This window comes from Niveispirillum sp. FG148, from assembly GCF_057809655.1.
The window spans coordinates 232758-251736 of sequence record NZ_JBMDKJ010000005.1; the positions used below are offsets into that span (position 1 = coordinate 232758).

An 18979-nucleotide genomic window follows, 5' to 3' on the forward strand; every position below is an offset into this window, starting at 1 on the left:
GGCGACATGCCTGACAGCCACGACCAACCTAACCGTCACGGAAGGCATATCCAATTTATGCGAAGGGTTAGTTTATACGAAGGGTCAGATGACATTTGGCCGCAGCCCGGCGCCTGTGGGAACAAAAACTAAGTTCCGCGCACGACCAGACGGGCGGGCAGGCTGACCGACTGGGCGTCCTGCCCGTTGATCAAGGCCAGGATCTTGGAAGCCAGCAATTCACCGCCGGCCTGCCAATCCTGATGCACCGATGTCAGCGGCGGGGTCAGACAGGCGCCCAGCGGCGTGTCATCATAGCCGATCACAGATACGGCATCCGGCACCGGCATGCCCCGTTCCTGCAAGACCTGCAGGGCGCCGATGGCCTGCAGGTCGCTGGCCGCGAACAGGGCGTCGAAGGCGGCGCCGCCGCCATCCAGCCAGCCGGCAATGGCCGCCGCCCCGGCCTGGATGGTGAAGGGGCAGGCCACGGCGCCCACCAGGGTACCGCCGCCTGCTTCCAGCGTCTGGCGGAACCCATCATGGCGCTGCTGGATTTCGGCGTGGCTGGTGTCGCCCAGGAACAGGGCCCGGCGCCGGCCGATGGACAGGAGCCGTTCGGCCGCCAGCACGCCACCCTGGCGGTTGTCGGACCCGACGGTCACGTAATCGTGCCCATCCTCCTCCGCCCCCCAGACGACCAGGGGAACGTCGCCGCCGGCCAGTTGCGCCGCCGCCTCGTCATGGCTGCCCTGGCCCAGCAGGATGATGCCGTCAGCCGTCTGCACGGCCGGTGCTTCCACCCCGTCGCGGGTGGTCAGCACCACGGCATAGCCGATGCTGGTCAGTTCCTGGCAGATGCCGCCCATCAGCGCCATGGGGAACGGTTCGGACAGGGGGCGGTCGGCGCTGGGCTTCATCTCCACCACCACGGCCACTGTGTTGGATCGTTGCAGCCGCAGGCTGCGCGCCGACAGATTCAGCTTATAGCCATGCTCCTTGGCCAGCGCCTGGATGCGGGCGCGCGTATCGGCTTTTACGGTCGGACTGTCCCGCAAGGCACGCGAAACGGTGATCTTCGACACCTGCGCCAGTTCGGCCAGATCGGCCATGGTCAGCCGGCCCGGCGCAGCGGCGGCGGACTTCGCGTCGGGCACGCTGGACTGATCACTGACGGGCTTGTGCATCGCGTAATGAACCGTGAACCGAAATTATATCCCACCAGACAATCGCACGCTGGCCGCGACTTTCCAAGGGGTTAGCAACAGATAACCCCCATTGACGGCAGCCATGGCAGCGGCGTCGCCAGAAAAATGATATCGATATCTTGACATCGATATCATTTTTGTTAGCTTAAGGACCAACCACCGCCGGCATGGCGGGGATCAAGCGTTTATCCGGGAGGGATACCGTGGCCGAGAGGGGATCTCACGTCCGCGCAGGGGAGCTACGTGCCGATGCCGGGGATGGCTGGACCATCCGCGTGGCGGGTTTCGATCCGGCAAATGCGGCCCGTGACGAAAGCCTGTTTGCGCTGGCCAACGGGGCACTGGGCGTGCGCGGCGGCATCGACGGCGTGGACAGCAGCAGCGACGGCGCCTTCCTGGCCGGCTTCTTCGAACAGGCGCCGATCCATTATCACGAGAAATTCACCGGTTTCGCCCTGTCGACCGACACCCGCCTGCCCGTCGCCGATGGCAAGCATGTGCGCGTGGTGCTGGACGGGGAAACGCTGGACATCACAAGCGACCCCGCCACGCTCCGGCGCGAGTTGGACCTGGCGACGGGCATTTTCCGCACCTCCCTGCCTTTCCGCACCGGCAAGGGCGGACAGGTGGAACTGCGGACGGAACGGCTGGTCAGCTTCAAGCGGCCGGGCCTGCTGGCCCTGCGCCTGACCCTGCATTCCATCGACTATACGGGCCCCGCCACGCTGCTGTCCGACCTGCGCTGGGGCCGGCGGGCGGAAGGTCAGGGCGATGATCCGCGCATCGGCGTGGCGCTGGGCAGCGGCGGGGTGGACAGCCACCCGGTCAGCCGCGACGGCGCCCCCCTGGCCGTGCTGCAGACGGCACGCCATAGCCGCCGCACGGCGCTGCTGCGCCAGGACCATCGGACCGGACCGGGCCTGACGGGCGACGCGCCCTTCCTGACGCTGGACAGTCTGGTTCAGCCCTTCCATGCCGATCTGGTGCCGGGCGCCAGCGTCACCCTGGTGAAGTTCGCTGCCTATGCCTGGGCCGACCGGGATGACGAGGGGGTGGAAGATCGCCTGCTGGCCGAAGCCGGTGCCACCCTGGCCGCCGCCAGCACCGCCGGCTGGGATGCCATCACCGCCGAGCAGGCGGCCGATCTGGCCCGGTTCTGGGCCGATGCCGATGTCACCATCGATGGCGATGCGGGCCTGCAACAAGCCATCCGCTTCAACCTGTTCCACCTGTACCAATCCACGGGCCGCGACGGGGCGACCAGCATCGCCGCCAAGGGCCTGACCGGCGAAGGCTATGAAGGCCATTATTTCTGGGACACGGAAACCTTCATCCTGCCCGTGCTGGCCTTCACCGCGCCGGAACTGGCGCGGCGCATGCTGGAATACCGCATCGGCCGGCTGGACCGGGCGCGCGCCCATGCGCGCGGCATGGGCCATGCTGCCGGCGCCCTGTTCCCCTGGCGTACCATCGCCGGCGATGAATGTTCGGCCCATTATCCCAGCGGTTCGGCCCAGTACCATATCAATGCCGACATCGCCTTCGCCGCCCGCCTTTACGAGGAAGCGACGGGCGACAGCGGCTTCCTTTACGACCATGCCGCCGAAATGCTGTTCGAAACGGCCCGGATCTGGCCGCAGGTCGGGCATTTCAACCCCCGCAAGGGCGGCGCCTTCACCATTCACGAGGTGACGGGGCCGGACGAATACACGGCCCTGGTGAACAATAATTTCTATACCAACAGCATGGCGGCCGCCCATCTGGCCCATGCCGCCGGCCTGTACGACCGCATGAAGGTGGCCGCGCCTGACACCCTGTCGGCGCTGTCCACCCGCATCGGGTTGACCGACGCGGAGGTGGCTTTGTGGCGCCGCGCGGCGGATGCCATGTACCTGCCCACCGACCCCGATCTGGGCATCAGCCCGCAGGATGATGATTTCCTGTCCAAGCCCGTCTGGCCCTTCGCCGACACGCCGGCCGACAAATACCCGTTGCTGCTGCATTACCATCCGCTGGCCATCTACCGCCATCAGGTGTGCAAGCAGGCGGATGTGGTGCTGGCCATGCTGCTGACTGGCGACCGCTTCGACCGCGGCCTGAAACAGCGCAATCTTGATTATTACGAATCCGTAACAGTCCACGACAGCACCCTGTCGCCCAGCACCCACGCCATCCTGGCCGCCGAGCTGGGCGATACGGAAAAGGCCATTCGTTACTTTACCGAAACGGCCCGCATCGACCTGGATGACCTGCATGGCAATGCCAGCCATGGCGTGCATATGGCCGCCATGGCCGGAAGCTGGCTGGGCATTGCCTGGGGCTTCGGTGGCCTGCGCTGGCAGGGCGGGGTGGCCCGCTTCGCCCCCACCCTGCCGCCGGGCTGGACCGGCTACAGCTTCGGCATCCGCTGGCAGGGCCGGCGGTTGCGGGTGGCCGTGGATGCGGCCGGCACCACCTATCATTTGCTGTCCGGCCCCGACCTGACCATCCATCACCAGGGCCGCCCTGTCACGCTCGCGGCCGGCACGCCCGTCACCCTGGCGCACAGCCCCTTTCCCGTCGCCGCCCAGGCCCTGATCTTCGATCTGGACGGGGTGCTGACCAACACGGCGGAAGGCCATTACCAGGCCTGGCAGCGTCTGGCCGATGAACTGGGCGTGCCCTTCGACCGGCACCGTAACGAAGCGCTGAAGGGCATCGACCGCATGGGCAGCCTGGAGCGCATCCTGGCCGGTTCCGGCAAGGTCCTGACCGACGCGGAGAAGCTGGCGGCCGCGACCCGCAAGAATGGCTATTACCAGGACCTGATCGCCCGCTTCACGCCGGCCGACCTGTTCGATGGGGTGCGCGACCTGCTGGTCACGGCCCGCGCCGCCGGGCTGAAGCTGGGCCTGGCGTCGGCCAGCCGCAACGCGCCCTTCCTGCTGGAACGGCTGGGCATTGCCGACCTGTTCGACCATGTCGCCGATGCCGGTGCCATTCCCAATCCCAAGCCCGCCCCCGACATCTTCCTGTCGGTGGCGGCCGCCCTTGGCGTCCCCCCCGCGGCCTGCCTGGGAGTGGAAGACAGCATGGCGGGGATCGACGCCATCAAGGATGCCGGCATGCCGGCCCTTGGCATCGGCGATCCCGCCATCCTGACCCGTGCGGACGCCGTGATCGGCCATATCCGCGATTTCCGGCTGGAAAACTTCATCCGCCGCCCCTGACCCGGACCATCGCTGCCCAAAAAGCGGTGGCCGGCAACCCATCCGTGCCCCATCAACAAGAAGCATCCAAGGCGATGCTCATACGGGAGGTCCCTATGAAAGCCATGTTCCAGATGAAGCTGCTGACCGGTGCGGCCCTTGCCGCCTTGCTGCTGCCCGCCCTTGCCCAGGCCCAGGACACCGGCGCCGGCGCCAGCGGTGGAGAGCTGCTGGAGGAAATCATCGTGACGGGTGTGGCCCGGTCCGACGGCATGAAGAAGCTGGATGCCAGCTTCTCCATCACCACGGCCACGGCCCAGCAGATCGAGGAACAGCAGCCCGCCAGCACCGCCGACCTGCTGAAGATCGTCCCCGGCGTCTGGGTGGAAAGCTCCAGCGGCACGTCGGGCGCCAATATCGATGTGCGCGGGTTCCCCGGCGGCGGCGATGCGCCCTTCATCACGGTACAGCTGGACGGGTCCCCCCTGTTCCCGCCGCCCACCCTTTCCTTCCTGGAAAACAGCACCCTGTTCCGCCTGGATGACACGGTGGAGCGGGTGGAGGTGCTGCGCGGCGGCCCCTCGCCCATCTTCTCCAACGGCCAGCCCGGCGCCACCATCAACTTCATCCAGCGCAAGGGCAAGGAAGACCCCGAAGGCAGCATGAAGCTGACCGTGGGGGATGAGGGGCTGTACCGCGTCGACACCTATTACCAGGGCAAGCTGGACAAGGATCTGCTGTTCTCCGTCGGCGGCTTCTACCGCACCTCCGACGGCATCCGTGACACCGAATTCCCGGCCGATCGCGGCGGGCAGGTCAGCGGCAATGTGACCAAGGTGCTGGAAAATGGCGAGGTCACTTTCTACGGCCGCTATACCAACGACAAGAACGCCTTCTACACGGCCATCCCGCTGCTCTCGTCCAACAACGGCAAGACCATCAAGGAATTCCCCGGCTTTGACGCCGGCACGGGCACCTTCCTGGGCAACGAGCTGCGCAATGTCGTGCTGGAGGTCACCCCCGGCGCCACGCCCGGCACCATCCGGCGCGATTTCGCCGATGGGCGCGGCGTGAAGACGGCCGTGGTCGGCAATACGCTGGACCTGACCTTCGGCGACTGGACCCTGTCCAACAAGCTGAACTATCTGAAGGGTCAGGCCGACACGCGCGGCCTGTTCACGGGCGCCAACCCGCAGACACTCGGCAGCTTCATTTCCAGCAGCATCTCGTCCGCCAACAGCAACGCCGCCGTCGTCGCCGCTGCCGGCAAGGCCGCCACGGCCGGGTCCGCCAGCTTCGCCAATGGCGGGGCCGCCATCACCGACATGAACATGCAGGTGATCACGGCCGGCCTGTGGTCGGTGGACAAAGATCTGGAAAGCTTCACCGACGATGTCCGCTTCTCGCGCGAAATCTTTGACGGCAACACCATCACCATCGGCGCCTATTTCGCCGATTATTCGTCCAAGGATGTCTGGTACCTGGGCAACAATGTGCTGATGACGGCCACGCCCAATGCCAAACTGATCAATCTGGTCCTGAACAATGGGGCCAAGGTGACGCGCAACGGCTTTGTCGGCACCTCCTTCTTCGACGTGAACGCCAGCTATAACGGCCAGAACATCGCCGGCTTCATTGCCGACGAATGGGCCATCACCGATGATCTGCGCATCGATATTGGCGGCCGCGTCGAAAAGCAGAAGGTGGATGCCACCTTGGAGAATGTCTCCACGGTGGATCTGGACGGCAATCCGCTGACCTTGTCCAACAACGCGACCTCGGTCCTGAATGGCAGCTTCCGCACGCTGGATTACGCCAAGACGGAAACCTCCTGGACGGCGGGCGTGAACTATTACCTGACCACCGACCTGTCGGTGTTCGGCCGCCTGAACAGCGGCTTCAAGTTCCCGCAATTCGACAATCTGCGCGACGGCCAGGATCAGGTGCAGCAGATCGACCAGCAGGAAATTGGTCTGAAGACACGCACCCGCGACTATGCCGCCTATGTCACCTTCTTCCACAACACCTTCGACGGCCTGCCCTTCCAGCAATTCATCATCAATCCCGACGGCAGCCAGACCCAGATCACCCGCATCGCCGGGTCCAAGGCCTATGGTATCGAATTCGAATTGCAGGCCAGCCCGGTGGAAAACCTGACCCTGGCGCTCCGCGGCAATTACCAGAAGGGCAAGTTCAAGGATTTCGGCGCCAATACCGGCAATCAGGTGCAGCGTCAGCCGAAATTCCAGTTCAGCTTCTCCCCCGCCTATGACGTGCCGCTGGATTGGGGCAAGCTGCGTGTGTTCGCCAGCTACAACTATGTTGGCAAGCGGTGGGCCGATGTGGAGAACGCCCAGCGCCTGCCCAGCTACAACACCATCGATGCCGGCATCTCCGCCGATATCGGCGATGACGTGACGGTGATGCTGTCGGGCACCAACCTGACGGACGAGCTGGGCCTGACGGAGGGCAATGCCCGCATCATCGGTGGCGCCACCGACAGCGGCGTCTTCATGGGCCGCCCCATCTTCGGGCGCGAAGTGAAGATGTCGGTGTCGACGAAGTTCTGAGGTCTGGGGGAAGGCGCGACCTTCCCCCGTCTCATTATTGCTGCCTCCCCCTTGATGAGCGGGGGTCCAGGGGCCCAGGGCACCAACGGCTGTTCCTTGGGGCCCCTGGATCCCCGCTTTCGCGGGGAAAGCAAGATAGTGCAATAAATTGACCTTGCCCCGACACGGCAACGGGGTTGACGCCCCCAAAGGAGCCCCCATGCCCCGCCTTTCCCGCCTGGGTCTTGCCCTGCCGCTGCTGGCCCTGCTCGCCGCCGGGCCCGTGCGGGCGGAGGACCCGTTGCGCTTCGCCCTGCCCGTTGGGCATCTGGAGAACCAGTTCTTCCGCGATGGTCCGGTTTCCGCGCATCTGGTGCTGGGCGGCGGGCGCATCATCATCGCCCTGCCGGCCGGCAACAGCGGCATCGGCCTGTGGTCGGACGAAGTGGGCAAGGCCGTGCCCCTGCATCTGGTCGAACCCCTGGCCCCGCTGGAAATCCGCGACGGCCGGGGCCGCCCGCTTTACGGTGTCTCCGGATTGGTGGAGATCGGCGCGCCCCGCTTCACCATCACCACCACCATCCTGTCCAATATCCGCGTCCTGCGCGATTTCGCCCTGACGGGAAAGCGCGAGCCCCTGGTCGATACCCTGCCCGTACCGGACGGCGCCGGCCTGCGCTGGCAACGCGACCGGCTGGACGGCGCCCCCGGCTTCGCCCTGACCCTGACCCCGCTCAACGGCACGGCCAGCGTCAACCCCGACGGCACCGTGACGCTCGCCAGCCGGGATGGCGGCCCCCTGCGCCTGCGCCTTGATGCGGCGGGCGGTGAGGCCCCGCTGACACCCATCCGCGCCACCGACCTGCTGAAGGACAATGCCCAGCCCGATGCCACCGCGCGCAACGTGCTGGAATTCTTGTCCTATCGCGAAAAGCTGATGGCCGGGTCCTGGACCTTCAACACCTATTTCGGCCGCGACACGCTGATGTCGCTGCGCCTGCTGCTGCCCGTGCTGAAGCCGGCAGCGCTGGAGGCCGGGCTGGGCGCCGTGCTGGAACGGCTGAACAAGGCCGGGGAGGTGGCGCATGAGGAGGATATCGGCGAATTCGCCGTCCTGCGCCACCGGGCAGAAGACAAGACGGACAGCGCCGCCCCCATCCTCGACTATAAGATGGTCGATGATGATTTCATGCTGGCGCCGGTCCTGGCCGCGTACCTGCTGTCGCCTGATCTGGGCGCGCCGGCGGCGCAGGAATTCCTGATGCGGCGCACGCCGGACGGCACCGCCTATGGCGCGCTGCTGGTCCGCAACCTGGGCTTCGTGCTGGACCGCGCCGCCGCCTTCGCCCGCGATCCCGTGCCGGCCCATCTGGTGCCCTTGCGCGACGGGTTCCGTGTCGGCGACTGGCGCGACAGCGAGGATGGGTTGGCCGACGGTCGCTATGCCTATTCGGTCAATGCCGTGCTGGTGCCGGCCGCACTCACCGCCGCGGACCGGCTCTACCGCTCCGGCCTGCTGGCCCCCTATGGCACGGGCGGGCTGGACCGCGCGGCGGACATGGCGCGGGTCTGGCGAGACCGGGCGCCGGCCCTGTTCGGGGTTACCGTCCCGGCCACCCCGGCCGCCGCCGCCATCCGCCGCTTTGCCGGAGAGATGGGCGTGGACAGCCCCACCCTGCCCGCCGGGCCGCTGCATTTCGACGCCCTGTCGCTGGATGGTCAGGGCCACCCCATCCCCGTCATGCACAGCGATATCGGCTTCGCCCTGCTGTTCCTGGACCCGCCGGCGGCGGATCTCAACCGCATGCTGGACGCCAGTTTTAAGCGTTTCCCCGCCGGCCTGGTCACGGATGTCGGCATCGTTGTGGCGAACGCCGCCTTTGCCGACAAACCCATCCGCGATCGGTTCGGCAAGGGCGCCTATCACGGCGCCGTCATCTGGTCCTGGCAGCAGGCGATGCTGGCGGCCGGGCTGGACCGGCAGTTGACCCGCCGCGACCTGCCCGCCGCCACGCGGGCGCGGCTGGAAAGGGCGCGCCGCAACCTGTGGAAACTGATCCAGGCCGTGGGCCCGGAATCGCGCAGCTCCGAACTCTGGTCCTGGCGCTTCACCGACGGCCAGTACCAGTTCCGCCCCCTGGGCCAGGGCGGCGTGGTGGAGGTGGAAGCCAACGCCGCGCAATTGTGGAGCACGGTCTATCTGGGCCTGACGCCGCCGGGGCCGTGAGCGGGGTTGCGGGGTAGAGGAAATGGGCAATGACAATCCCCATCATCAACCATGACGCGGGGCCCACAGGCGCTAAGTTAGTCCCTTGGAATGAGGTGCCTTCCCCGCGAAAGCGGGGATCCAGGGGCCAACAAGAACCACATGTCGGTGCCCTTGGTCCCTGGACCCCCGCTTTCGCGGGGGAGGCAGGGAAGGTGCAATTGACTAAGTTAGCCTACCCGACAGCCGTCACCCCCAAACAACAACAACAGGAAGGAAAGGCCAGCGATGCGGAACGGACGGGCGATTGTCGCGGTGGGGCTGACCTATGTGGTCTTCGCCATGCTGCTGAATTCGGTGGGCACGGTCATCCTGCAATCGATCCAGAGCTTTGGCGTGACCAAGCTGGAGGCGGGGCGGCTGGAGGCCTACAAGGACCTGCCCATCGCCGTCACCAGCTTTCTGGTCGCCAGCTTCCTGCCCCGCATCGGCTATCGCCGGGCCATGATCGCGGCCCTGCTGCTGGAAGGGGGGGCGGCCTTTGCCATGCCGTTCCTGTCCGCCTTCTGGGCCATGAAGCTGATGTTCTTCTGCATCGGCGTGGGCTTTGCCCATGTGAAGGTGGCAGCATATTCCTCCATCGGGCTGCTGACGCGCGACAACAAGGGCCACGCCAGCCTGACCAACCTGATCGAAGGCGTGTTCATGATCGGCGTGCTGGGCAGCTACTGGCTGTTCAGCCTGTTCGTCGCCCCGGACAACCCGGCCGATCCGGCCTGGCTGCATGTCTATTGGGCCCTGTCGGCCATCGCGCTGGCCGCCGCAGCACTCTGGGCCGTGACCCCGCTGGACGAGACGGCGGCCCGGGCGCCCGACGCCAAACCCGGCATCCGCCAGATGGCGGGGCTGGCCGCGACGCCGCTGGCCGTGGTCTTCCTGGCCTCGGCCTTTCTCTATGTGCTGATCGAACAGGCCATCGGCACCTGGCTGCCCACCTTCAATGCCGAAGTGCTGCACCTGCCGCCCGCCATGTCGATCCAGGCCACCAGCATCTTTGCCGCCTGCATCGCGCTGGGCCGGCTGGGGGCCGGTCTGGTGCTGGCGCGCATGGCCTGGTTCCCGTTCCTGGCGATCTGCCTGGGCGCCATGGCGGGCCTGGTGCTGCTGACCCTGCCGCTGGCCTCGGGCGTGCAACCCATGGCGGAGGCCGACTGGTTCGCCGCCCCGGCCGCTGCCTTCATGCTGCCCCTGATCGGCCTGTTCATGGCGCCGATCTATCCCATCATCAATTCCGTCATCCTGTCGGCCCTGCCCAAGCATGACCACGCCTCCATGACGGGACTGATCGTGGTCTTCTCTGCCCTGGGCGGCACCTTCGGGTCGTTCGTGACAGGGCTTTTGTTCGACCGGCTGGGCGGGCAGACGGCCTTTTACATGGCCCTGGTGCCCATGGCCGCCATCACCGTCACCCTGACCCTGCTGAACCGCCGGGCACGGGGGGCGTAGAGCCGACGGCCGGGGCCCGGCGACCGCTGCCGATCACCGGGCCCTCCAGGTCACAGGATGCCTGGCAGGTCCAACCCCTTTTCCCGGGCGCAGTCGCGCGCGATGTCGTAGCCGGCATCGGCATGGCGCATGACGCCGGTGGCGGGGTCGTTCCACAGCACGCGTTCCAGGCGGCGGGCCGCCGCCTCCGTGCCGTCGGCGACGATGACGACGCCGCTATGCTGGGAAAAGCCCATGCCCACGCCGCCGCCATGGTGCAGCGACACCCAGGTCGCGCCCGACGCCGTGTTCAGCAGCGCGTTCAGCAGCGGCCAGTCGGACACGGCGTCCGACCCATCCAGCATCGCCTCTGTCTCCCGGTTGGGCGAGGCGACGGAACCTGAATCCAGATGGTCGCGGCCGATGACCACGGGGGCCTTCAGCTCGCCCTTGGCCACCATCTCATTGAAGGCCAGCGCCAGCCGGTGGCGGTCGCCCAGGCCGACCCAGCAGATGCGGGCGGGCAGGCCCTGGAACTTGATCTTTTCCCGCGCCATGTCCAGCCAGTTATGCAGATGGACATTGTCGGGCAGCAGTTCCTTCACCTTGGCATCGGTCTTGTAGATATCGTCGGGATCGCCCGACAGGGCCGCCCAGCGGAAGGGACCGATGCCGCGGCAGAACAGCGGGCGGATATAGGCGGGCACGAAACCGGGGAAGGCGAAGGCGTCGGTCACCCCCTCCTCCAGCGCCATCTGCCGGATATTGTTGCCGTAATCCAGCGTGGGCACGCCGGCATTCCAGAAATCCAGCATGGCACGCACCTGTACCGCCATGCCGGCGCGGGCGGCCTTTTCCACGCGCTTGGGGTCTTCCTCGCGCGCCTTGAACCATTGGTCCAGCGTCCATCCGGCCGGCAGATAGCCGTTGATCGGGTCATGGGCCGATGTCTGGTCGGTGACGGCATCGGGCCGCACGCCGCGGCGGACCAGTTCGGGGAAGACTTCCGCCGCGTTGCCCAGCAGGCCGACGGAGACGGGCTTCTTCGCAGCACCGCTTTCCGCGATGATGGCGAGCGCTTCATCCAGGCTGTCGGTGGCGCGGTCCAGATAACCCGTGCGCAGGCGCATATCGATGCGCGACGGCTGGCATTCCACGGCCAGGCACGATGCGCCGGCCATCACGGCGGCCAGGGGCTGCGCCCCGCCCATGCCGCCCAGACCGCCGGTCAGGATCCAGCGGCCGGCCAGGCTGCCGCCATAATGCCGGCGGCCGACCTCCACAAAGGTCTCGTACGTCCCCTGGACGATGCCCTGGGTGCCGATATAGATCCAGCTGCCGGCCGTCATCTGGCCGTACATCATCAGGCCCTTGGCATCCAGCTCGTGGAACTTGTCCCAGGTGGCCCAGTGCGGCACCAGGTTGGAATTGGCGATCAGCACGCGCGGGGCGTCGGCATGGGTGCGGAACACGCCGACCGGCTTGCCCGACTGCACCAGCAGGGTCTGGTCATCCTCCAGCCGCCGCAGCGTCTCCACGATCTTGTCAAAGCTGGCCCAGTCGCGCGCCGCCCGGCCAATGCCGCCATAGACCACCAGTTCCTCCGGACGTTCGGCCACGTCCGGGTCCAGGTTGTTCATCAGCATGCGCAGCGCCGCCTCTGTCAGCCAGCTTTTGGCGGTGCGGTCGGTGCCGTGCGGGGCCTTGATGCGGCGGCTATTGTCCAGGCGGGTCATGTCTTCTTCTCTCCGGATGTGGCCCAGCCGATGCAGGCCGTCAGGATGCGGGTCAGGGCCTTGGTCATCGGGGCCGCATAAGCGGCATCGAAGGCCGGGGGCCAATTGTCGGGGGCCAGATCGTCTTCCGGCTCCATGATGTAGCCGCGGCAGGCCAGTTCCATCTGCACGGCATGCACGCCCTTGGCGGGCTGGCCGTAATGGCGGGTGATGTGCCCGCCCTTGAACCGGCCGTTGGTGACGCGGGTGAATTGTGTGACGTCACACGCCTGTTCGATCAGTTTCGTCAGGTCGGGCGCGCAGCTCCGCCCCTCGAACGTGCCGATATTGAAATGCGGCAGGGCCCCTTCGAACAGGCGCGGCACGAAGGAGCGGATGGAATGGCAGTCATAAAGCACGACCCGCGGGTGCAGCCCGCGCAGGCGCAATATCTCCGCCGTCAGGGCCGCGTGGTAGGGGGCGTGAAAACGCTCGCGCCGGCGCAGCACCTCCATCCCGTCGGGTTCCTGCCCCGGCTTGTACAGCGGCTCCCCGTCGAACGTGCTCATCGGGCACAGGTCCGTCGTGGTCTGGCCGGGATAGAGCGAGGCGCCATCGGGCGGGCGATTCAAATCCACCATGGTGCGGGACAGGGTGGTCTGCACGACCGTCGCACCCAGCTCGCGGGCGAAGAAATAGAGCTGATCCACCCACCAGTCGGCATCCTTGCGCGCCAGCCAGGGGTCGATCAGCGTGTCTTCCACATCCCAATCGATCTCCGTGCCAGCATGCGGGATGGACAGGATCAGCGGCGCATCGCCGCGATGGATGATCAGCCAGTCCAGATCGTCGGTCATGGTCGGTCCCTTCCGCTTCGGGCGCTGATGCCGCCTTTCCGGCGGGACACAGCGGCCAGCCCCTCAGACACCCGGCAGATCCATGCCGGATGCCTTCACCGTGGATAGCAGGGCACCGTCGCGGACCAGCGTCAAGGCGGCCTGGATGTCCGCATGGAAATAGCGGTCGTCGGCCAGGGTCGGCACGGCGGCGCGCAACCTGGCCCGCAGCGCCTCCAGCACCGCGCTGCTGGTCAGGGGGCTGTGGAAGTCGCAGCCCTGGGCCGCCGCCAGATATTCGATGGCCAGCACCGCATCGGCATTTTCCACCATGGACAAGAGGCGCCGCGCCCCATGGGCGGCCATGGAGACATGGTCTTCCTGGTTGGCCGAGGTCGGGATGCTGTCCACACTGGCCGGATAAGCCCGCTGCTTGTTCTCCGACACCAGGGCTGCCGCCGTCACCTGTGGGATCATGAAGCCGGAATTCAGGCCCGGCTTGGGCGTCAGGAAGGCGGGCAGCCCGGACAGGGCGGGATCGACCAGCATGGCCACGCGGCGTTCGGACAAGGACCCGATCTCGCACACGGCCATGGCGATCATGTCGGCGGCAAAGGCCACGGGTTCGGCGTGGAAATTGCCGCCCGACAGCACGCTGTCATCCTCGGCAAAGACCAGCGGATTGTCGGAGACGGCGTTGGCCTCCGTCAAAAGCGTCTGCCCCGCCTGCCGCAGCAGGTCCAACGCTGCCCCCATCACCTGCGGCTGGCAACGCAGGCAATAGGGGTCCTGCACGCGGATATCATCATCGCGGTGCGACGCGCGGATGGCGGATCCATCCATCAGCCGGCGCAGGGCGTCGGCCACGGCGATCTGGCCCTTGTGACCGCGCAGGATGTGGATGCGCGGATCAAAGGGCGTGTCGGAACCCTTGGCCGCCTCCGTCGCCAGAGCCCCCGTGGCCAGGGCCGTGCCATGCAGGCGTTCAGCCTCGAACAGGCCCGCCAGGGCATAGGATGTCGAAAATTGCGTGCCGTTCAGCAGGGCCAGCCCTTCCTTGGGTCCCAGCATCAGGGGCGACAGGCCCGCTGCGGCCAGCGCTTCTGCCGCCGGCATACGTACACCGCGGGCGAACACCTCCCCCTCCCCGATCAGGGCAAGGGCCATGTGCGACAGGGGCGCCAGATCGCCCGAGGCGCCAACGGAGCCCTGGGCCGGGACCAATGGCAGGATGTCATGGACCAGCAGCGCTTCCAGCAGGTCCAGGGTCGCCGGCTTCACGCCCGAGGCGCCAACCCCCAGGCTGGTCAGCTTCAGCGCCATCATCAGGCGCAGCACCTTGCGCGGCATGGGCTCGCCCACGCCGGCCGCATGCGACAGCACGATATTGCGCTGAAGCGCTTCCAGATCGTCATTGGCGATGCGGACAGAGGCCAGCTTGCCGAAGCCGGTATTCACGCCATAGACGGGGTCGCCCTTGGCGATGATGCGGGCGATGGTGGCGGCACTGCGCTCCACGGCCGGGCGGCAGGCAGGGTCCAGCCGGACATCGGCGCCGTGATAGATGGCGCGCCAGTCGGAAAGGCTGACGGCACCGGGACGCAGCGTGATCTTCTTCAAATCGGACATGGAATCCCCCTGCGGATACGGGCGTGCAGGGGATTGAACCCCATGCGGTAGACAAGTTCGGCGGGCCGCTCGATGTCCCAGATGGCCAGGTCGCAGGCCTTGCCGGCTTCCAGCGTGCCGATATCGGCCTGCCGGCCCAGCGCCCTGGCGGCATGGCGGGTCACGCCGATCAGGCATTCCTCCACGCTCATCCGGTAGAGCGTGGCGGCCATGTTCATGGACAAAAGCAGAGAGGTCAGCGGCGCCGTGCCGGGATTGCAATCCGTCGCCACCGCCATGGGCACGCCATGGGCGCGGAACAGGTCGATGGGCGGCAGATGCGTGTCCCGGGTGAAGTAATAGGCGCCCGGCAGCATGACAGCGACGGTGCCGGCCTGGGCCATGGCGCGCACGGCCGGTTCGTCCACATGTTCCAGATGGTCGGCCGACAGGGCTCCGCACTGGGCAGCCAGGGCCGCCCCGTTCAGGTTGGAAAGCTGCTCGGCGTGCAGTTTCAGGGCCAGACCGTGGGCCTTGGCGGCATGGAAAACGCGACGCACCTGGGCCAGGGAAAAGCCGATACCTTCGCAGAACCCGTCCACGGCATCGGCCAGACCTTCGCGTGCCACGGCGGGGATCATGATCCGGCAGACCAGATCGATATAGGCGTCGTGATCCTCGGCATATTCCGGCGGTACGGCGTGGGCGCCCAGAAAGGTGGTGGCGATGCCCACGGCGCGCTGATCGGACAGCGCGCGGGCGGCGCGCAGCATCTTCACCTCGTCCGCCAGCGTCAGGCCATAGCCGGACTTGACCTCCACCGTGGTCACGCCCTCGGCCAGCAGCGCGTCCAGCCGCGGCAGGGCCTGGCAGATCAGCGCTTCTTCCGTTGCCATGCGGGTGGCGCGCATGGTGGAGACGATGCCACCGCCGGCGCGCGCGATCTCCTCATAGGTCGCCCCCTTCAGCCGCAGCTCGAACTCATGCGCGCGGTCGCCGGCATGGATCAGATGCGTGTGGCAATCGATCAGGCCCGGCGTGACCCAGCGACCTTGCAGATCGCTGGTCAGCGCGGCCGTGAAGGCAGCGGCATCGGCGGCGGGGCCGGCATAAAGGATGCGGCCATCCTTGGCGGCGATGATGCCGTCATCGATGATCCCCAGACCCGGCAGGTCGGGGCGCATGGTGGCCAGCCGCGCATGGGTCCAGAGATGGTCAGCGTGCATGGGGGCTGGTTCCGGCGTCGACAATGCCATCGCGTCGGAAGCCTGGCCCCAGGGGCCAGGTTCCTGATCTGACGGCAGCGCTGTAGAGCGGTTCCAGCCGGGATGCCGACACGACACTTCCCGGTTCCCGGATTTCGCCCGGATGGCGGGCAAGAAGCGATTGATCGAAAAAGCTGTGCCGCATGTCCGAACCTTCTTCCCCGCTGAACCGTTGAACCAGCGTCTGTCGCGCTTCTGCTCCTCTTTTATGTCTATACATAATTTATGTCTATACATTAATCTGTGACCAGAATGGAAAGCTGGAAGGGTAATGGGGATGGCGGGGTTCTGGTTCCAGCAGGCGCTGTTGCCGGGCGGTTGGGCCGACGGCGTGCGGGTTGTGGTGACGGATGGAACCATCGCCGGCGTGACTGTCGGCGTGTCTGCCGAACCCACGGATGAACGCCACACCATCGCCCTGCCGGGCCTGCCCAACCTGCACAGCCACGCCTTCCAGCGCGGGATGGCCGGGCTGGCGGAGGTGCGGGGGCCGGGGGAGGACAGCTTCTGGACCTGGCGGGAGGTGATGTACCGCTTCGCCCACCGCATCGGCCCGGACGAGATGCAGGCCATTGCCGCCATGGCCTTTGTGGAGATGCTGGAAGGTGGCTTCACCCGCGTCGGCGAGTTCCACTATATCCACCATGACGTGGACGGGGCGGCCTATGCCGACCCGGCGGAAATGGGCGTGCGGCTGGCGGCGGCAGCGGCGGAAACGGGTATCGCCCTGACCCTGCTGCCGGTGCTGTACCATTGCGGCGGCTTTGGCGGGCAGACGCCAAACCCCGGCCAGAAACGCTTCATCAACCGGCCCGATGGCTTTGCCCGTTTGCTGGCAGCCAGCCGCGCGGCCATGGCCGGCCTGCCCGACGGGGTGGTGGGCGTGGCGCCACACAGCCTGCGCGCCGTGACACCCGACAGTCTGGCCCTGGTGCCCGGTCTGGCCCAGGGGGGGCCCATTCATATCCATATCGCCGAACAGATCAAGGAAGTGGCCGATTGCCATGCCTGGTCGGAGCAGCGGCCTGTGGCCTGGCTGCTGGACCATGCGCCCGTGGATGCGCAATGGTGTCTGGTCCATGCCACCCATATGGACGCATCGGAAACGGCACGGCTAGCGGCCAGCGGGGCCGTGGCCGGCCTGTGCCCGATCACGGAAGCCAATCTGGGTGACGGCATTTTCAATGGCCGCGATTATCTGGCGGCCGGCGGCGCCTTCGGTATCGGATCGGACAGCAATGTCCTGATCGACGCGGCGGAAGAACTGCGCTCCATGGAATATGCCCAGCGTCTGGCCCACCGGGCGCGCAATGTGCTGGGCCGCGCGGACACACCGTCAACCGGCCGGACCCTGTTCGACGGGGCGCTGTCAGGCGGGATGCTGGCGCTGGGGCAGCGGGCGGGCGGACTGGTCACGGGTGCAATGGCGGATTTCGTCACCCTGGATGCTGGTCACCCCAGTCAGGCCACCAAGCGCGGGGACGCCATCCTGGACGGGTTCGTCTTTGCCGGACAACGGATGGTGGACGGGGTTTGGCGGCGGGGGCGCCGCGTGGTAAGCGGGGGCCGCCATGTCGTGCGCGACGCCGTCGCCGCGCGTTACCGTCTGGCCCTGGGAACCATCCTGTCATGAGCCTGCCCGACAGCCCCGCCTCCCTGCATGCCCGCATCCGCGCCGATATCGAAGGCGCCATCCTGTCCGGAACCCTGCGCCCCGGCGACCGCATCCCGTTCGAACATGAGCTGATGGCGCAATATGGCTGCGCCCGCATGACGGTGAACAAGGCGCTGTCGGGGCTGGTGGAGGCGGGATTGCTGGAACGGCGCAAGCGCGCCGGCACCTTTGTCGCCCGGCCGCAGATCCATATGGCAGCATTGGCCATCCCCGACATCCAGGCGGAAGTGACGGGACGCGGGCAGGATTACCGGCTGGAACTGCTGGCGCGGGACGTGCTGCCGGCAGCATCCGTCGATCCCGCCCGCATGCAGCCGCCGCGTGGGGCCAAGGTGCTGGCCCTGACCTGCCGGCATCTGGCCGACGGACGCCCCTTTGCCGTGGAGGAACGGCTGATCAGCCTGAAATCCGTGCCCGACGCGGCCCAGGCCGATTTCACCCGCATCGCGCCCGGTTCCTGGCTGCTGGCCCATGTCCCCTGGACGGAGGCCGAACACCGCATCACGGCGGCCCCGGCCGGCCGGCTGGCCGGTGCGCTGGGCGTGGAGGAAGGCACGGCCTGTCTGATGCTGGAACGCCGCACCTGGCGCGGGGACCAGCCCATCACCCATGTGCGTCAGGTCTTCCCCGGTGACGGTTTCGATCTGGTGGCCCGGTTCACGGGCGCGGGTGGTGCCTGATGGGCGGGCGCCTGCTGCGTGCAGCCGACCGTGTCGCCATGCCGTGGAAAAATGGCGGTGGCGAAACGGCAACGGTCGCCCTGTTCCCGGAAGGGGCCGGTCTGTCGGATTTCGACTGGCGGGTGTCCATCGCACGGGTGGATGGGGATGGGCCTTTCTCCGCCTTTCCCGGTATCAACCGCACCCTGACCCTGCTGTCAGGTGGCTCCATGGCGCTGAACGGCCTTGTGCTGACGCCCGACAGCGCGCCCTTTGCCTTCGATGGGGAGATGCCGGTCACGGCGGTGGTAACGGGCGGGCCGATCCATGACGTGAACGTGATGACACGCCGGGGCCGGTTCACGCATCAGGTTGAACGGGTGATGGCGCCGGTGACGCTGAACCCTGTCGGCGATCTGCGCCTGCTTCTGGCAACGGGTGACGGGATCGACGGCATGGCGCGCGGGGATGCCCTGATGCTGGGCGCGGGTGTCGGGGCCGATCTGACCGGGCAGGGACCGGCCCTGCTGATCACGATCCGGCCCTGTTGATCTGGCCGCCGCGGTGCCGTCGGGGCCGTCCGCTGCGACAGTCCCGACGGCACGA

Annotated in this window: 12 protein-coding genes; 7 read left to right on the top strand and 5 right to left on the bottom strand. The window is 67.0% G+C overall.

The features are described from left to right. Positions 1 to 128 precede the first annotated feature (128 nt). Complete coding sequence (locus tag ACODTW_RS07865; RefSeq protein WP_488945413.1) at positions 129 to 1166, bottom strand: substrate-binding domain-containing protein; 1038 nt, start codon at positions 1164 to 1166, stop codon at positions 129 to 131. A gap of 224 nt (positions 1167 to 1390) precedes the next feature. On the opposite strand from ACODTW_RS07865, the gene pgmB reads away from it, so the two are divergent. From pgmB to ACODTW_RS07885, 4 genes are all read left to right on the top strand, one after another. Then, a complete protein-coding gene (gene pgmB, locus ACODTW_RS07870; RefSeq protein WP_488945414.1) occupies positions 1391 to 4396 on the top strand; it encodes a beta-phosphoglucomutase in 3006 nt (1001 codons plus the stop codon). A gap of 95 nt (positions 4397 to 4491) precedes the next feature. Further along, positions 4492 to 6945 carry a TonB-dependent receptor gene (locus ACODTW_RS07875; protein WP_488945415.1) on the top strand — a complete coding sequence of 818 codons (2454 nt, stop codon included), beginning with the start codon at positions 4492 to 4494 and terminating at the stop codon, positions 6943 to 6945. 199 nt (positions 6946 to 7144) lie between these two features. Further along, positions 7145 to 9151 carry a hypothetical protein gene (locus ACODTW_RS07880; RefSeq protein ID WP_488945416.1) on the top strand — a complete coding sequence of 669 codons (2007 nt, stop codon included), beginning with the start codon at positions 7145 to 7147 and terminating at the stop codon, positions 9149 to 9151. A gap of 267 nt (positions 9152 to 9418) precedes the next feature. After that, positions 9419 to 10636 (top strand): MFS transporter, encoded by a 1218-nt coding sequence (locus ACODTW_RS07885; RefSeq protein WP_488945417.1) that lies wholly within the window; start codon positions 9419 to 9421, stop codon positions 10634 to 10636. 50 nt (positions 10637 to 10686) lie between these two features. Here the strand turns inward: ACODTW_RS07885 and hutU are convergent, their stop codons facing one another. From hutU to hutI, 4 genes are all read right to left on the bottom strand, one after another. Beyond that, positions 10687 to 12351: a urocanate hydratase gene (hutU, locus tag ACODTW_RS07890; protein WP_488945418.1), complete on the bottom strand. Its 1665-nt coding sequence runs from the start codon at positions 12349 to 12351 to the stop codon at positions 10687 to 10689. Further along, entirely contained in the window at positions 12348 to 13187 is an 840-nt protein-coding gene (gene hutG / locus ACODTW_RS07895) for an N-formylglutamate deformylase (RefSeq protein WP_488945419.1), read from the bottom strand. The genes hutU and hutG overlap by 4 nt, the downstream gene beginning before the upstream one ends. A gap of 63 nt (positions 13188 to 13250) precedes the next feature. Next, a complete protein-coding gene (hutH, locus tag ACODTW_RS07900) occupies positions 13251 to 14795 on the bottom strand; it encodes a histidine ammonia-lyase (protein WP_488945420.1) in 1545 nt (514 codons plus the stop codon). Beyond that, on the bottom strand, positions 14783 to 16000 hold the full coding sequence (hutI, locus tag ACODTW_RS07905) for an imidazolonepropionase (protein WP_488945421.1): 1218 nt from the start codon (positions 15998 to 16000) through the stop codon (positions 14783 to 14785). Before hutI ends, hutH begins: the two co-directional genes overlap by 13 nt. A 316-nt stretch (positions 16001 to 16316) precedes the next feature. Between hutI and ACODTW_RS07910 the strand changes: the two genes are divergently transcribed. From ACODTW_RS07910 to ACODTW_RS07920, 3 genes are read left to right on the top strand one after another with little or no spacing between them, the layout of a single operon-like run. After that, a complete protein-coding gene (locus ACODTW_RS07910; RefSeq protein WP_488945422.1) occupies positions 16317 to 17672 on the top strand; it encodes a formimidoylglutamate deiminase in 1356 nt (451 codons plus the stop codon). Further along, complete coding sequence (gene hutC, locus ACODTW_RS07915) at positions 17669 to 18394, top strand: histidine utilization transcriptional repressor HutC (RefSeq protein WP_488945423.1); 726 nt, start codon at positions 17669 to 17671, stop codon at positions 18392 to 18394. The genes ACODTW_RS07910 and hutC overlap by 4 nt, the downstream gene beginning before the upstream one ends. Further along, positions 18394 to 18924 (top strand): HutD/Ves family protein, encoded by a 531-nt coding sequence (locus ACODTW_RS07920; protein ID WP_488945424.1) that lies wholly within the window; start codon positions 18394 to 18396, stop codon positions 18922 to 18924. The genes hutC and ACODTW_RS07920 overlap by 1 nt, the downstream gene beginning before the upstream one ends. The last annotated feature ends 55 nt before the right edge of the window (positions 18925 to 18979 follow it).

Coding starts and splice junctions, on each gene's coding strand:
- ACODTW_RS07885 (WP_488945417.1), top strand. CDS start 9,419: ATGCGGAACGGACGGGCGATTGTCGCGGTGGGGCTGACCTATGTGGTC.
- ACODTW_RS07910 (WP_488945422.1), top strand. CDS start 16,317: ATGGCGGGGTTCTGGTTCCAGCAGGCGCTGTTGCCGGGCGGTTGGGCC.
- hutC (WP_488945423.1), top strand. CDS start 17,669: ATGAGCCTGCCCGACAGCCCCGCCTCCCTGCATGCCCGCATCCGCGCC.
- hutH (WP_488945420.1), bottom strand. CDS start 14,795: ATGTCCGATTTGAAGAAGATCACGCTGCGTCCCGGTGCCGTCAGCCTT.
- ACODTW_RS07880 (WP_488945416.1), top strand. CDS start 7,145: ATGCCCCGCCTTTCCCGCCTGGGTCTTGCCCTGCCGCTGCTGGCCCTG.
- hutU (WP_488945418.1), bottom strand. CDS start 12,351: ATGACCCGCCTGGACAATAGCCGCCGCATCAAGGCCCCGCACGGCACC.
- ACODTW_RS07920 (WP_488945424.1), top strand. CDS start 18,394: ATGGGCGGGCGCCTGCTGCGTGCAGCCGACCGTGTCGCCATGCCGTGG.
- hutG (WP_488945419.1), bottom strand. CDS start 13,187: ATGACCGACGATCTGGACTGGCTGATCATCCATCGCGGCGATGCGCCG.
- ACODTW_RS07875 (WP_488945415.1), top strand. CDS start 4,492: ATGAAAGCCATGTTCCAGATGAAGCTGCTGACCGGTGCGGCCCTTGCC.
- ACODTW_RS07865 (WP_488945413.1), bottom strand. CDS start 1,166: ATGCACAAGCCCGTCAGTGATCAGTCCAGCGTGCCCGACGCGAAGTCC.
- hutI (WP_488945421.1), bottom strand. CDS start 16,000: ATGCACGCTGACCATCTCTGGACCCATGCGCGGCTGGCCACCATGCGC.